Consider the following 13,400-nt stretch of genomic DNA (forward strand, 5'->3'; position numbering starts at 1 on the left):
TTCTCAAGGAACGGACACTTCCTTCGGTCTGCCTTCCAGCAGGCCCTCCGGGCGCTTCGTTCTTTCGTGTTCTCAGCTTATCAGATGTTTTCCGCCCCGTTTTCCGGAGTTTCATTCGATCCGATTTTCGATTCCCGCTGAAGTGGGAATTCCTTCGACTTCGCTACAGACCTTATCAAAGGTTCTGCGTTGCTCTGCTTCGGGGTTTTTCGCCGGAACCGGTTCTGCACCCTCTCGGGCGCCCACCTTGTTCCTGCGATGTCGTAGACCCTACGCCCGGGCGGACCGTAAGTCCAATCGCGCCCAACCGTTCAAACCTACTGACACGAAAAGATCAAGTCAATGATCCCTCGGGGTGATCAACAGGCTACCAGGTTTAAAACCGCGCCCCTGACCAGGCACGCCGTGGGTCAGGCGGCCATCGGCTGGTGGTCGGTGCGGTCGGCGGCCTCGACGTCGCCGAGCTCGCCGGCGGCGGCGGCGCGCTTGCCGAGGACGAGGGCGTAGACGAGGAAGAGGGCTTCGACGGTGAGGCCCATGCCGACCCGGAGCCAGGTGGGGAGGGCGGAGCCGCTGACAAAGCCTTCGATGATTCCGGTGACCAGGAGGACGGCGGTGAGGCCGATGACCGAGCCGATGACGGCGCGGCCTTCCTCGGCGAGGGCCACAGTGCGGGTGCGGGGGCCGGGGTCGATGACGGTCCAGCCGAGGCGGAGGCTGAGGCCGGCGGCGACGAAGACGGCGGTGAGTTCGAGCAGGCCGTGCGGGATGAGCAGGCCGAGGAAGAGCGGGAGGCGGCCGGCGGAGGCCATCAGTCCGAGGCCGGCGGCGAGGTTGATCATGTTGGTGAGCAGGATGAGGATGACCGGGATGCCGAGCACGACCGCGCAGATCAGGCAGTAGGCGGTGACCCAGGCGTTGTTGGTCCACACCTTGGCGGCGAAGTTCGCCGAGGGGTGGTCGGTGTAGTAGGCCTCGTACTCGCCGCCGGGCTTGGTGAGCTCGTTCAGCTGGTCCGGCGGGATCAGGGAGTTGCGGACCTCGGGGCTGGTGCCGATCCACCAGGCGAGCAGGGCGCTGAGCAGGAAGAAGACCAGGCCGATGGTCAGCCACCAGCGGCGGGAGCGGTACAGCGCGGCGGGGAAGCTGACGGTGAAGTAGCGGGCCGCGTCGCGCCAGGAGGAGCTGCGGGCGCCGGCGACGGCGTTGCGGCCGCGGACGACGAGTGTGGTGAGACGGCCCTCCAGGCCGGGGTGCGGGGCGGCGGCCTGGACCTGGGCGAGGTGGCTGGTGGCGCGCTGGTACAGGGTGATCAGCTCGTCGGACTCCTCGCCGGTGAGTCGGCGGCGGCCGCTGAGTATCTCCAGCCGGTGCCATTCCGCCTGGTGGGCGGCGACGAAGACGTCCAGGTCCATTGCGGCTCTCTCCGGGTGCGCGGCGGGGCAGGACGGCGGGCACTGGTTGGTGTGCGGCCGGGGCGGTGCGGGGCTCAGCATGCCAGAGGCGGCGCGTGGCGCGTCGGGGGATATCGGATGCGGCTCCCGGGGTTACCGGGCGGGGGTGGGCAGCCGTATGTTTGCCGCTGTTGATCGAGGGGGGCGGGTCGCGCGACGTGGGTCGTCCGGCGCGCCCGGGAGCGGAACAGGTGGGTGGCGTGAGCGAGCTGGTGACCGGTGAGGCGGTCGTCCTGGGGCTGCGGGCGGCGAGGTTGCCGTCACGGGCCCTGGCCCGGCTGCTGGACGCAGTGGTCTACATGATGGGGTACTTCCTCTGCGGGATCGCGATGCTCTTCGGGCTGTCCGCGATGGAGGGGGCGGCGGGGGACGCCTTCGTGATCGCGCTGATGGTGTTCTTCACGGTGCTGCTGCCGGTGATGGTGGAGACGCTGTCACGCGGACGGTCGGTGGGGAAGGCGGCGCTGGGGCTGCGGGTGGTGCGGACGGACGGTGGTCCGATCCGCTTCCGGCACGCGCTGGTGCGCGGGCTGGTGGGGGTCATCGACTTCGGTCTGATGGCGATGCCGGCCGTGGTGGTGTCGCTGTTCTCGGAGCAGGGGCGCCGGCTGGGCGACATCTTCGCGGGGACGCTGGTGATCCGGGAGCGGTTGCCGCAGAGCGCCAGCGGCCACGGGATGGTGCCGCCGGTGCCGCCGCAGGTGATGCACATGCTGGGGGCCGATCTGGTGGCGCTGGACCTGTCCGGCGTGCCGGACAGCCTGTGGCTTTCGATCCGCCAACTGCTCAGCCGGATGCGTGAGTTGGACCAGCCGGTGGCAACCGGTCTGGCGGACCGGCTGGCCGCCGATCTGGCCGAACGGATCGGCTGGTCGGTGCCGCAGGGCCTGCCGCCGATGGCGTACCTGGGCGCGGTGACGATGGAACGCCAGCGCCGCGAGTGGGAGAAGGCGGCCCCGGCGGCGTACGGCGCACCGATGTACGGGGCGCCGGTGCCCATGCCGGTTCCGACGGGCATGCCGGTTCCGACGGGCATGCCGGTTCCGGCGCAGGCCGGTCCGGCCCCGGTGGGCCCGCCGCAGCAGCCGAACGGGAAACCGGTGCGGATGCTCGGCGTCCCGCAGCAGGCGCAGCCCGCGGAGGCCGCTCCCCCGGCCCCCGCGGCTCCCCCGGTCCCAACCGGGCAGCCCGTCCCCCTCGCGAAGGCCGCAGCACCTGCGGCGCCCCCGCTGCCCTCCCAGCCGCCCGCCGGCGAAGGCGGCGGCGGGTTCGCGCCGCCGGCGTGAACGGAGCGGTCAGCGGCGGGGGTTGGGCGGGCTGTCGAGTTCTTCGAGGTCGATGCCGGGGGCGGCGAGCAGCACGTCCCCGGTGAGGTGGACGTCGCGGAGTTCGCCGGTTTCGAGGTCGGTGACCCGGTAGTGCTCGACGGGGAGCGGTCCGGTGTCGGTGGGGTGGTCCTCGACGGTGAGCAGCTGCCAGCTCTGGTCGAGGGTGCGGGGGGCGAGGGCCTGGCCGGTGAAGGAGACCAGGCGGATCCGGGCGCTGCTGCCGGGGTCGAGGTCGAGCAGCCGCGCGGTGGCGATCAGGAACGCGGGCGAGTCGCCGGTGAAGGCGTGGGCCCGGTCCTCGCCCTCGACGGCGTCGGAGGTGGCGGGGTCGGCGGCGGCCCGGACCCAGTGCACGCCGTCGAGTGCGCCGCCGCGCACCTGCCAGCCGCCGCTGCGGAGTTCGACGCGGATCGGGCGGTGGCGGGCGTCCAGGGTGAGGTCGGTGGTGCCGAGGACGGTGCCGTCGGGACGGTAGCTCTTGGCGACGTAGCGCCAGCCGGCCGGGCCGGGGGCGCACTGGAAGCGTTCCTCGCCGAGCGGGGTTCCGTCGTGCGGGTCGTGGAGGGTGTAGCGGCCGTTCGGCATGGGGGGAAGCCTACGTAATCCGGCATGCAACCTTTGCGGGGGCGGGCCGCATCAGGGGGTCGGCGGCGCGGTTGTGCCGTCGGTCCACTGGGAGGAGGGGCTCCGGAGATGGCGGAGCTGGCGCGGGACGAGGAGTTCACCGCGTTCGTGACCTCCAGGGCGGTCTGGTTGCGGAGTGTCGCGTATCTGCTGTGCGCGGACTGGCATCGTGCGGACGACCTGGTGCAGGAGTCGATCACCAAGCTGTATCTGCACTGGGGGCGGGTGAGCCGGGCGGAGAATCCGGACGGCTATGCCCGGGCGGTGCTGGTGAACGCGTTCCTGGCGGAGCAGCGCACCGCGTGGTGGCGGCGGACCAGGCCGGCGGCGCGGCCACCGGAGGGGCCGGCGCCGGTGGAGGCGGATCTGGCGGTGTCGCTGGACCTGCGGGAGGCGTTGGCAGCGTTGCCGCCGCGCCAGCGGGCCACCGTGGTGCTCCGCTACTACTGCGATCTGACGGTCGAGCAGACGGCGGAGGAGCTGGGGTGTTCGAGCGGCAATGTGAAGAGCCAGAGTTCGCGGGCGTTGCGGGCGCTGCGGCGTTCGGTGCGGCTTCGTCCGGCGGGGAGGTCGGAGGCATGACCGGGGACGGGGAAGAGCTGTCCGTGCGAATGGCGCGCTTCGTGGCCGCGGAGGAGGTGTCGGCCCCGCCGTCGCGGGTGGATCCGGCGCTGGCGGTGCGGCGGGGCCGGGCGGTGCTGCGGCGGCGGTCCTGGTCGGTGGTGGCGGCGGCTGCTGCTGCTGCGGTGCTGGCGGCGGGGTCGTTCACGCTGCTGGGCGGGAACGGGGACGGGTGGGATCCGTCCGCCCGGCCGACGGATCGGGGTGCCGGGTGGCCGGCGCCGGTGCCCGGCCACACGGTGTTGACGGTGCCGGCCCGGTTCGGCTGGCTGCCGGCCGAGGTGACGGAGGTGGAGTTCCGGTCGAGCTCGGCCGGGGTGGAGGTGGTGGCCACGGGCGCCGGGCCGCACTTCACGCTGACCGCGTTCCCGGTGGGGGTGACCCCGCTGGTGGACCCGCTGCTGGGCCCGGGCGACGGGGTGCGGGTGGACGCGCCGCCGGTGAACGGGCAGGAGGCGTACTGGATGACGTCGAGCGACCCGGGGTTCGCGAGGACGCTGAACCTGTTGCGGTTCCGCGGCCCGGACGGGCGCTGGTTCCAGCTGGACAGCACGGGTCTGGCGGAGGCGGACCGGCAGCAGCTGCCACTGCGGGTCGCGACGGGGGTGGTGATGGGGAAGTACACGCCGCCGATGCCGGTCGCGTTCTCCTCGCTGCCGGCGGAGGCGGTGGTGACCCAGGCGTCGCTGCGGCACACGGTGGGCGGTTCGGACCTGTGGACGGCCCGGGTGGGCCTGCAGGAGCGGGGCGGCCACGCCGTCACGGTGTCGGCGGTGCCGGAGGGCCCCGGGGAGGCCACGCTGCCGCTGCGGGACACCGGGCTCTGCACGTCCGGCAAGGGCATGCGCTGGTGCGTGGACGAGTTGCATCCGGCGTCGGACGAGCAGAGCAAGCTGCAGGTCTGGCTGACCAGGGTGGTGCCGCGCGGCGCGGACGACCGCGAGTGGTCGGTGGACGTGCTGCCCTAGGCCCGCGAACGCGCCGGTGCCCGGCACCCCCGCGGTGGGGGTGCCGGGCACCGGCGTGACGGGGGCGGGACGTCAGTAGCGGTACTGCTCCGCCTTGTAGGGGCCCTCGACCGGGACGCCGATGTAGTCGGCCTGCTCCTGGGTGAGGGTGGTGAGCTTGACGCCGAGGGCGTCGAGGTGGAGGCGGGCGACCTTCTCGTCCAGGTGCTTCGGCAGGACGTAGACGCCGACCGGGTACTGCTCGGTCTTGGCGAACAGCTCGATCTGCGCGATGGTCTGGTTCGCGAAGGAGTTGGACATCACGAAGGACGGGTGACCGGTCGCGTTGCCGAGGTTCAGCAGGCGGCCCTCGGAGAGGACGATGATGGTCTTGCCGTCCTCCTTGCGCCACTCGTGGACCTGCGGCTTGATCTCGGTCTTCACCACGCCGGGGAGCTTGGCGAGGCCGGCCATGTCGATCTCGTTGTCGAAGTGGCCGATGTTGCCGACGATGGCCTGGTGCTTCATCCGGGCCATGTGCGAGGCCATGATGATGTCCTTGTTGCCGGTCGTGGTGACGAAGATGTCGGCGATCTCGACGACGTCCTCGAGCGTGGCGACCTGGTAGCCGTCCATCGCGGCCTGCAGGGCGCAGATCGGGTCGATCTCGGTGACGATGACGCGCGCGCCCTGGCCGCGGAGCGACTCGGCGCAGCCCTTGCCGACGTCGCCGTAGCCGCAGACGACCGCGACCTTGCCGCCGATCAGCACGTCGGTGGCGCGGTTGATGCCGTCGATGAGCGAGTGGCGGCAGCCGTACTTGTTGTCGAACTTCGACTTGGTGACCGAGTCGTTGACGTTGATGGCCGGGAACAGCAGCTTGCCGTCGCGGTGCATCTCGTACAGGCGGTGGACGCCGGTGGTGGTCTCCTCGGTGACGCCCTTGATGGTGGCGGCGACCTCGGTCCACTTCTGCGGGGTCTCGACCAGGGTGCGGTTGAGCAGCTCCAGGATGATCCGGAACTCGTCGTTGTCCGCGGTGTCGGGCGACGGCGCGGCGCCGGCCTTCTCGAACTCGACGCCCTTGTGGATCAGCAGGGTGGCGTCACCGCCGTCGTCCAGGATCATGTTCGGGGTCTGGCCGTTCGGCCAGGTCAGCGCCTGCTCGGTGCACCACCAGTACTCCTCCAGGGTCTCGCCCTTCCAGGCGAAGACCGGGACGCCCTGCGGGTCCTCGGGGGTGCCGTTCGGGCCGACCGCGATGGCGGCGGCGGCGTGGTCCTGGGTGGAGAAGATGTTGCAGGAGCACCAGCGGACCTCGGCGCCCAGGGCGGTGAGGGTCTCGATCAGCACGGCGGTCTGCACGGTCATGTGCAGCGAGCCGGTGATCCGGGCGCCGGCCAGCGGCTGGGACTCGGCGTACTCGGCGCGGATCGACATCAGGCCGGGCATCTCGTGCTCGGCGAGCTGGATCTCCTTGCGACCGAACGAAGCCAGGGAGAGATCGGCGACCTTGTAGTCGCCGGTGGGCTGGGTGGACATGCGAACTCCTCGCTGGATGAGCTGGATGGGCCTGGTTACGGGTGTGCTGAGCGGCAGAGGGGCGCGGTGGCATCCCTCTGCTGCGGCACAATCCGTCGGAGGACCTCTCTCCTTCGACCGGAGCGGAGCTCCGCTCGACCGCCATCAGCAGCGACGTTTGGCACTCCGACGAATCTACACCGATTGGACGCGGCTCAGTGGGCGTTCGGGCCGGGACCACCCGGCGTCGCCTCGGCGTCCGGTCCGGCCAGCGCCTTCTCCTCGGACCAGATGTCGGGCTCCAGGTAGATGGCGCGGGCGATCGGCACCGCCTTGCGCACCCGGACCTCGGCCCGGTCGATGGCCTCGGCGACCACGGCGGCGCTGTCCTCCGCGTTGACGGCGATCTTCGCGGCGACCAGCAGTTCCTCGGGGCCGACGTGCAGCGTGCGCATGTGGATCACGCCGGTGACGGTGTCGTGGTCGACCAGCGCCTCGCGGATCCGCGCCACCACCTCGGCCTCGGCGGACTCGCCGATCAGCAGCGACTTGGTCTCCAGCGCCAGCACCAGCGCGATGGCCACCAGCAGCAGGCCGATGCACAGGGTGCCGATGCCGTCCCACACCGCGTCCCCGGTGATGACGGTCAGGCCGACGCCGAGCAGCGCCAGCAGCAGGCCGACCAGCGCGCCGCTGTCCTCCAGCAGCACCACGGGCAGCTCGGGGGCCTTGGCGCGGCGGATGTAGGACGCCCAGCCGTGCTTGCCCTTGGCCTTGGACGCCTCGCGGAACGCGGTGAGGAAGGACCAGCCCTCCAGCAGGATGGCGAACACCAGCACGCCGACCGGCCAGTACCAGTTCTCCAGCTCGTGCGGGTGGGCGATCTTCTCGTAGCCCTCGTAGATGGCGAACATGCCGCCGAGGCTGAACAGCACGATGGAGACCAGGAACCCGTAGACGTACCGCTCGCGGCCGTACCCGAAGGGGTGTTCCTCGGTGGCGGCCCGCTTGGAGCGCTTGCCGCCGACCAGCAGCAGCACCTGGTTGCCGGAGTCGGCCAGCGAGTGCACGCCCTCGGCGAGCATCGAGGAGGAGCCGGAGAATGCGAACGCCACGAACTTGCTGACCGCGATTCCGATGTTCGCGGACAGTGCCGCGACCAGTGCCTTGGTCCCGCCTTCGGTACTCAACCCGGTACTTCCCTCCGCAAGGGCCCGAACTTTGCCGGGCCTTGGTTGACGAAGGGACGATACCGTGTCAGTTCCTGGTGGCCAGGCCCAGGTACACGGCCGCGAAATCGGTCAGGCCGATCAGCTCGGCCAGTGCCTGTAGCGGGTCCTCCAGGCTGGAGGTGTGCTCGGTGATCCGCACCTCGTGGGCGGCCGCCAGTCGGCGGGCGCGCGCCACCGGCCAGGTCGGCTCCTCGAGTTCGGCGACGCCCGGGGTGTGGCGGAGCATCAGCACCTGGAGCTGGAGCGGCACCGGCTCGTCGACCCGGTCGCGGAAGAAGTCGTCGGGGTCCGCGCCGGCTCCGAGGCGGCCGTTGAACATGCCGCGGTGCGCGGTCAGCGCCTGCGGGAGGCGGGCGGTCAGCGCGGGCAGGCCGGCCCGGTCGGCGAGGGCGGCGGCGAACCGCTCCCCCGCGGCGGCGGCCGGGGCCCCGTCGGACCACAGCAGCGGGACGGTCTCGGCGAGTTGACCGGCCAGCGTCTTGGCCGGGTTGTCGTACGCCTGGGCGTCGGGGCGGCAGCGCACCGCCACCTCGTCCAGGCGGTCGGCGGCGGCCTCCAGCGAGCCGGGGACGAGCGGGGCGACGCCGATCCGGTCGGCGAGGGTGAGCAGCGGGGCGAGCACCGCCCACAGCGCGGCCGGGTCCTCGGCGGGCAGGTCGGGTTCGGCATCGGCGCCGTCGGGTTCCACCGCGCTCGGTTCGAACGGCAGCGGCAGGCCGCGCACCTGGAGGGCCGCCTCGGCGAGCTCCGAGCCGTCGGGGGCGATCACCGCGATCGCGCAGCCGCGGGTGTACGCCTGCTCGGCCAGGTTGATCATGCCGCCTTCGCGGCCGCCGGCACTGGCCAGCACCACCAGATCCAACGGGCCTGCCCAGCCGGGCAGTTGCCAGGACTCGCCGTCGGTGAAGGCGGGCCCGGCGGGGCGGGCATCGGCGGGCGGCAGCGGCCAGACCTGGCAGCTGGGCACCGCCAGCGCGGCCAGCACCGCGGCGGCGGTCAGCACCCCGCCGTGCCCGGCGACCAGCACCGCACGCGGGCGGCCCTCGGGGTTCAGCCCGTTCACGCCGGCCGCGTCGGCGCGGCGCAGCGCGACCCGGATCCGGGCACCCGCCCCGGCCAGGGACAGCAGTTCACGTCGGCGGTCGGCACGCTGCAGGGCGGCCGGGTCGTCCAGCAGGGAGTCGTCGAACATGGCGGCTGGCCTCCAGCGACTGGCGGGGCAGGGTCAGGACGGGCGGCGGGCCTCGTCCACCAGCAGGACCGGGATGCCGTCGCGGACCGGGTACACCAGGCCGCAGGCCTCACCGGTGCAGCGCAGCTCGTGGGTCTCGCCCTCGGTCTCCTCGGCGAGCGGCGCGCGGCACTCCGGGCAGACCAGGATCTCCAGCAGGAAGGACGGCAGGCTCATGGTGGTCGGGCTCCGGATCTGTGGGTGTCGCGGTACGGATGGCCGGTGACACAGCAGTACCCCGGCCGGTGGCAACCCTACCGGCCGGGGCACCCGAAAAGTCAGCGGCTGGCTGACCGTGCGGTCAGGCCCGCACGATGGCCAGCACGCCGTCCCGCAGCTCTTCCATCTTCGCCGGGTCCTTGGCCTCGGCGTTCAGGCGCAGCAGCGGCTCGGTGTTGGAGGCGCGCAGGTTGAACCACCAGTCCGGGCCGGCCACGGTGAGGCCGTCCAGCTCGTCGACGGTGACGCCGTCCTGGCCGGCGTAGGCGGCGCGGACCTGCTCGGTGGCGGCGGCCTGGTCGGCGACGGTGGAGTTGATCTCGCCGGAGGCCGCGTACCGGTTGTACCGCGCGGTCAGCGCGGACAGCGGCGCCTGCTGCCCGCCGAGGGCGGCCAGCACGTGCAGCGCGGCCAGCATGCCGGTGTCGGCGCGCCAGAAGTCGCGGAAGTAGTAGTGCGCGGAGTGCTCGCCGCCGAACACCGCGTCGGTGACGGCCATCTCCTGCTTGATGAAGGAGTGGCCGACCCGGGTGCGGACCGGGACGCCGCCGAGGTCGCGGACCACCTCGGGGACGGTCCAGGAGGTGATCAGGTTGTGGATGATCGTCGGGTTGGCCTCGCCGGCGGCCTGGGCGCGGGCGATCTCGCGCTCGGCGACCAGGGCGGTGATCGCGGACGGGGAGACCGGGTCGCCGTTCTCGTCGATCACGAAGCAGCGGTCGGCGTCGCCGTCGAAGGCCAGGCCGATGTCGGCGCCGACCTCGCGGACCTTGGCCTGCAGGTCGACCAGGTTGGCCGGGTCCAGCGGGTTGGCCTCGTGGTTGGGGAAGGTGCCGTCCAGCTCGAAGTACATCGGGACGACGTCCAGCGGCAGGCCGTCGAACACGGTGGGCACGGTGTGGCCGCCCATGCCGTTGCCGGCGTCGACGGCGACCTTCAGCGGGCGGATCGCGGTCAGGTCGACCAGCTTGAGCAGGTGCGCGGCGTAGCCGTCCAGGGTCTCCTTGGCCGACAGCGTGCCGGTGACGGCGTCGGAGGCCGGGACGTGCACCTTGCCGTCCTCGTCGAGCCAGGACTCGACCAGCTCGCGGATGTCGGCCAGGCCGGTGTCCTGGCCGACCGGGGCGGCGCCGGCCCGGCACAGCTTGATGCCGTTGTACTGGGCGGGGTTGTGCGAGGCGGTGAACATCGCGCCGGGCAGGTCCAGGCTGCCGCTGGCGTAGTACAGCTGGTCGGTCGAGCACAGGCCGATCTCGACCACGTCGGCGCCGCGCGAGGCAGCGCCCTCGGCGAACGCGCGGGACAGCGACGGCGAGGACGGGCGCATGTCGTGGCCGACCACGACGGCGTTGCCGCCGATCACCTCGACGAAGGCCGCACCGAACGCGTACGCCAGCGACTCGTCCCACTGGTCCGGCACGACGCCCCGGACGTCGTACGCCTTCACAAGCTGCTTGAGGTCCCGCACCAGAATGCTCCCGTGTGTGTGCTGCGATGTGCTGCGCGCATACCGGACGCGCCGTCCGAGCCGCAGATGGGCAGCGTACCCGGCTCCGGGGAACCTCAGGTGTCAGGCCGGTGCGGGGCCGGTCAGTTGTCCGGGGAACGCAGCACCCGCAGGTGGCCGCGGCGGCCGGACTCGCCGTCCGGCGGCGGGCTCTGACGGGACGTCCGCTCCTGCGGGCGGGCGGCCTCGCGCACCGCGTTGGCCAGCGCTTCCAGGTCGTCGCTGCTGCGCCGCAGCGGGCTGGTCTCGGCGGCCAGCCTCACGACCTCCCAGCCGCGCGGGGCGGTCAGGCGCTCGGCGTGTTCGGCGCACAGGTCGTAGCAGTGGGGTTCGGCGTACGTCGCGAGCGGGCCGAGCACCGCGGTGGAGTCCGCGTAGACGTACGTCAGCGTCGCCACGGCCGGACGGCCGCACGCGGTCCGCGAACAACGACGTACAGAGCTCACGAGGGTGGACGGTACCGCAAGTGGGACCGGGCCGCGAAGACCCGCCCCCGGCTCGCGTGTCCCGGTGCCGTCACGCGCCGTGCTCGAGTGGTCCACTTCCGGGCATCCAGGGACTACCCTCGACACTGCTATGGACAGCTCAACACCCCCGTCCCCGCCCGGTTCCGGTCGCCGCAGGCACCGCGACCGGCACGGCCGTGGCCTGCGCGGGCCACTGGCCCCGCCGCAGGTGCCCATTTCGCTGACCCGCTCCGAGCTCTTCGACGACTACGTCCGGGAGTCGATGGAGCGCCTGCTGCGGCGCTGGCCGCAGTTGGAGGACGTGGAGTTCGCCGTCCTGGAGGTGCCGCTGCCCGTCAAGGGCGAGCCGGAGCCGGACGTGGTGCCGCTCGGCCGGGTGATTCCCGGGCGGGCGGGGCGGCGCAGCCGGATCCTGGTCTACCGGCGGCCGGTGGAGATCCGCGCCAAGTCGAAGGAGGACCGGGCCGCGCTGGTCCACGAGATCCTGATCGAGCAGGTCGCGGAGCTGCTGGGCCTGTCGCCGGACGCGATCGACCCGCGGTACGGCGAGGAGTAGCCGGCCGGGGGCCCGCTGCTCCTCGCCGCGGCGCGCTACTTGAGCACCACGCCGGGGTCGCCCGCGACCTGCGGCACCTGGACGGTGGCGTGGTCGTCGCGCAGCTGCTGGGTGGTGAAGGTGGGGATGTCCTTGACGTTGGTGGCCAGCTGACGGGCCGCCATCACCGGGCCGCCGCTCAGGGTCTCCACGGTGATCGCGAAGGGCCCGTTCAGGCCGGCCGGTTCGATGCCGTCCACGGCGACGGTGGTGCCCGCCGGAACCGACACCTCCTTGGTCACGGGGGTGCCGCCGCTGGCGCCGGCCGAGGAGGAGACCCGGACCTTCGCGTCGGAGTCGACGGCGGTCAGCATCAGGGTGGTCTGCCCGCCGCGGTTGTCGGCGATCGAGGCCCGGGGGCCGACGGGGGCGCCGCCGGCCAGCCAGGTGGCCTCGGTCTTGCCCTTGTTCTCCCGGTCGACCCGCAGTCCGGCCACCACGGGGGCGGTGGCGCGCTTGGGGTCGGACGGGGTGAGCCGGAGCGCGCTGACGCCGTCCCGGGTCTCCTGGGTGAACTGGAAGTCCAGGACGGCGGTCATACCGGCCTTGACGTGGATGCTCTCCTTGTTGACGGGCGTGTACCAGCCGTTCTTGCCGGACAGCTGGACCTTCAGGTCGGCGTCGTCCGAGGAGTCGGTGGCCACCACCAGGTGGGCGGTGGTGACGTCCGCGGGGATGCCGGGGATGGTGACGCTGGTCGCGGGGTCGGCGGACGGCTCCAGCCAGTCGGCGCCCTTGTTGCCGTCGCGGGCGTGCAGGCCCGCGCCGATCCGGCCGCTGCGGGCGACCACGTGCACGGCGAGGTCGGTGACCGCGCCCTTGGTGTACCCGTTGAGCGCGAGTGACTGCGAGGTGCCGGGGGCGACCGCGATGCCGGTGGCCAGCTCGTTGTCGATCAGGCCCTTGTCGCCGTACATGCGCAGGTCGACCACGGCGGGCAGGCTGTCGGCGTTGACCAGGGTGATGTAGTCGTACCGGTCCGAGACGGTGCTGGCGCCCGAGAACCAGAAGCTGGTGCCGGAGGGCGCGCAGCGGACGCCGGACAGCGCGGTGGCACCCTGCTCGGAGGTGGTGGTCTGGCTGACGGTGAAGCCGGGGGCGAGGTTGCCGGTGGCGATCGCGAAGGCGCCGGGGGCGTTGTCGTTGTTGGCGGCCGGACCGCTGACCGGGACGCCGGGCTTGGCGAGCGTCACCCGGGCGTCGAACGCCGCCCCGGCCTGCTTGCCGGGGCCGCCGGACGGCGCGTCGGACGGCTGGCCCGAGGGCTGGCCGGACGGGTCGCCGGAGGGGCCGGCGGCGGGCCGGACGGGGTTCTGCGCGGCCAGCACGTTCTCGGGCCTGACGTCGCCGAGCACGCCGGTGCCCGCGCTGCCGGTGCCGCCCTCGGGGCTGAACAGGGTCAGGCTGGTCGAGCCGACCGCGCCCTGCATCGGCATCGGGCACACCAGCGAGGTGCGTTCGACCTGCGCGGTGGTGCGCTGGCCGGCCTCGCCGCTGGACTGGGCGACGGGGGCGCGCAGTTCGGCGATGCCGAACACCAGGCCGAGCACGGCGACCCCGGCCAGCAGTGACTGGCCGGTGCGGCTGCCGCCCTTGACCGCGCTCAGGTCGGGCGCCTTCAGCTTGGGGGCCTTCAGGGTGGGCTTCTTCATCG

The 13,400-nt window shown here is 72.4% G+C and carries 13 protein-coding genes; 4 read left to right on the forward strand and 9 right to left on the reverse strand.

Translation table 11 applies throughout. The annotated features are described in order from the left end of the window. Positions 1-410: 410 nt before the first annotated feature. Entirely contained in the window at positions 411-1,415 is a 1,005-nt protein-coding gene (locus ACFYST_RS30740) for a stage II sporulation protein M (protein ID WP_387644956.1), read from the reverse strand. Between the two features lie 239 nt (positions 1,416-1,654). On the opposite strand from ACFYST_RS30740, the gene ACFYST_RS30745 reads away from it, so the two are divergent. Next, positions 1,655-2,740, forward strand: a complete 1,086-nt coding sequence (locus ACFYST_RS30745) for an RDD family protein (protein ID WP_387867058.1) — start codon at positions 1,655-1,657, stop codon at positions 2,738-2,740. A 9-nt stretch (positions 2,741-2,749) separates the two neighbouring features. Here the strand turns inward: ACFYST_RS30745 and ACFYST_RS30750 are convergent, their stop codons facing one another. Beyond that, positions 2,750-3,367: a hypothetical protein gene (locus tag ACFYST_RS30750; RefSeq protein WP_387644952.1), complete on the reverse strand. Its 618-nt coding sequence runs from the start codon at positions 3,365-3,367 to the stop codon at positions 2,750-2,752. Positions 3,368-3,475: 108 nt separating this feature from the next. Here ACFYST_RS30750 and ACFYST_RS30755 point away from each other — a divergent pair, with 108 nt between their 5' ends. Further along, positions 3,476-3,988, forward strand: a complete 513-nt coding sequence (locus ACFYST_RS30755) for a SigE family RNA polymerase sigma factor (protein ID WP_387867061.1) — start codon at positions 3,476-3,478, stop codon at positions 3,986-3,988. Beyond that, positions 3,985-4,995 (forward strand): hypothetical protein, encoded by a 1,011-nt coding sequence (locus tag ACFYST_RS30760; protein WP_387867063.1) that lies wholly within the window; start codon positions 3,985-3,987, stop codon positions 4,993-4,995. Before ACFYST_RS30755 ends, ACFYST_RS30760 begins: the two co-directional genes overlap by 4 nt. A 72-nt stretch (positions 4,996-5,067) precedes the next feature. On the opposite strand, the gene ahcY is transcribed toward ACFYST_RS30760, so the two are convergent. From ahcY to ACFYST_RS30790, 6 genes are all read right to left on the reverse strand, one after another. After that, entirely contained in the window at positions 5,068-6,516 is a 1,449-nt protein-coding gene (gene ahcY, locus ACFYST_RS30765; protein WP_387644945.1) for an adenosylhomocysteinase, read from the reverse strand. A 194-nt stretch (positions 6,517-6,710) separates the two neighbouring features. Continuing rightward, entirely contained in the window at positions 6,711-7,685 is a 975-nt protein-coding gene (locus tag ACFYST_RS30770; RefSeq protein ID WP_387867065.1) for a cation diffusion facilitator family transporter, read from the reverse strand. Positions 7,686-7,752: 67 nt separating this feature from the next. Beyond that, complete coding sequence (locus ACFYST_RS30775; RefSeq protein ID WP_387867066.1) at positions 7,753-8,919, reverse strand: SIS domain-containing protein; 1,167 nt, start codon at positions 8,917-8,919, stop codon at positions 7,753-7,755. 33 nt (positions 8,920-8,952) lie between these two features. Beyond that, positions 8,953-9,135 carry a Trm112 family protein gene (locus tag ACFYST_RS30780; RefSeq protein ID WP_100590227.1) on the reverse strand — a complete coding sequence of 61 codons (183 nt, stop codon included), beginning with the start codon at positions 9,133-9,135 and terminating at the stop codon, positions 8,953-8,955. Between the two features lie 124 nt (positions 9,136-9,259). Further along, the gene (locus tag ACFYST_RS30785) at positions 9,260-10,648 is read right to left on the reverse strand and encodes a phosphomannomutase/phosphoglucomutase (RefSeq protein ID WP_387645026.1); all 1,389 of its coding nucleotides are present in this window, start codon (positions 10,646-10,648) and stop codon (positions 9,260-9,262) included. A gap of 119 nt (positions 10,649-10,767) precedes the next feature. Continuing rightward, positions 10,768-11,226: a DUF3499 domain-containing protein gene (locus ACFYST_RS30790; RefSeq protein ID WP_387867068.1), complete on the reverse strand. Its 459-nt coding sequence runs from the start codon at positions 11,224-11,226 to the stop codon at positions 10,768-10,770. Positions 11,227-11,260: 34 nt separating this feature from the next. Between ACFYST_RS30790 and ACFYST_RS30795 the strand changes: the two genes are divergently transcribed. Beyond that, positions 11,261-11,707 (forward strand): metallopeptidase family protein, encoded by a 447-nt coding sequence (locus ACFYST_RS30795; RefSeq protein WP_387867069.1) that lies wholly within the window; start codon positions 11,261-11,263, stop codon positions 11,705-11,707. Between the two features lie 35 nt (positions 11,708-11,742). On the opposite strand, the gene ACFYST_RS30800 is transcribed toward ACFYST_RS30795, so the two are convergent. Beyond that, entirely contained in the window at positions 11,743-13,398 is a 1,656-nt protein-coding gene (locus tag ACFYST_RS30800; protein ID WP_387867071.1) for a DUF5719 family protein, read from the reverse strand. Positions 13,399-13,400: the final 2 nt, after the last annotated feature.

The organism is Kitasatospora sp. NPDC004614 (assembly GCF_042873675.1).
Classification (GTDB): Bacteria; Actinomycetota; Actinomycetes; order Streptomycetales; family Streptomycetaceae; genus Kitasatospora.

What these genes read in the sequence shown, in the direction of transcription:
- ACFYST_RS30740 (WP_387644956.1), bottom strand. Translation starts at nt 1,415, where the DNA reads ATGGACCTGGACGTCTTCGTCGCCGCCCACCAGGCGGAATGGCACCGG.
- ACFYST_RS30750 (WP_387644952.1), bottom strand. Translation starts at nt 3,367, where the DNA reads ATGCCGAACGGCCGCTACACCCTCCACGACCCGCACGACGGAACCCCG.
- ACFYST_RS30755 (WP_387867061.1), top strand. Translation starts at nt 3,476, where the DNA reads ATGGCGGAGCTGGCGCGGGACGAGGAGTTCACCGCGTTCGTGACCTCC.
- ACFYST_RS30760 (WP_387867063.1), top strand. Translation starts at nt 3,985, where the DNA reads ATGACCGGGGACGGGGAAGAGCTGTCCGTGCGAATGGCGCGCTTCGTG.
- ahcY (WP_387644945.1), bottom strand. Translation starts at nt 6,516, where the DNA reads ATGTCCACCCAGCCCACCGGCGACTACAAGGTCGCCGATCTCTCCCTG.
- ACFYST_RS30775 (WP_387867066.1), bottom strand. Translation starts at nt 8,919, where the DNA reads ATGTTCGACGACTCCCTGCTGGACGACCCGGCCGCCCTGCAGCGTGCC.
- ACFYST_RS30780 (WP_100590227.1), bottom strand. Translation starts at nt 9,135, where the DNA reads ATGAGCCTGCCGTCCTTCCTGCTGGAGATCCTGGTCTGCCCGGAGTGC.
- ACFYST_RS30795 (WP_387867069.1), top strand. Translation starts at nt 11,261, where the DNA reads ATGGACAGCTCAACACCCCCGTCCCCGCCCGGTTCCGGTCGCCGCAGG.
- ACFYST_RS30800 (WP_387867071.1), bottom strand. Translation starts at nt 13,398, where the DNA reads ATGAAGAAGCCCACCCTGAAGGCCCCCAAGCTGAAGGCGCCCGACCTG.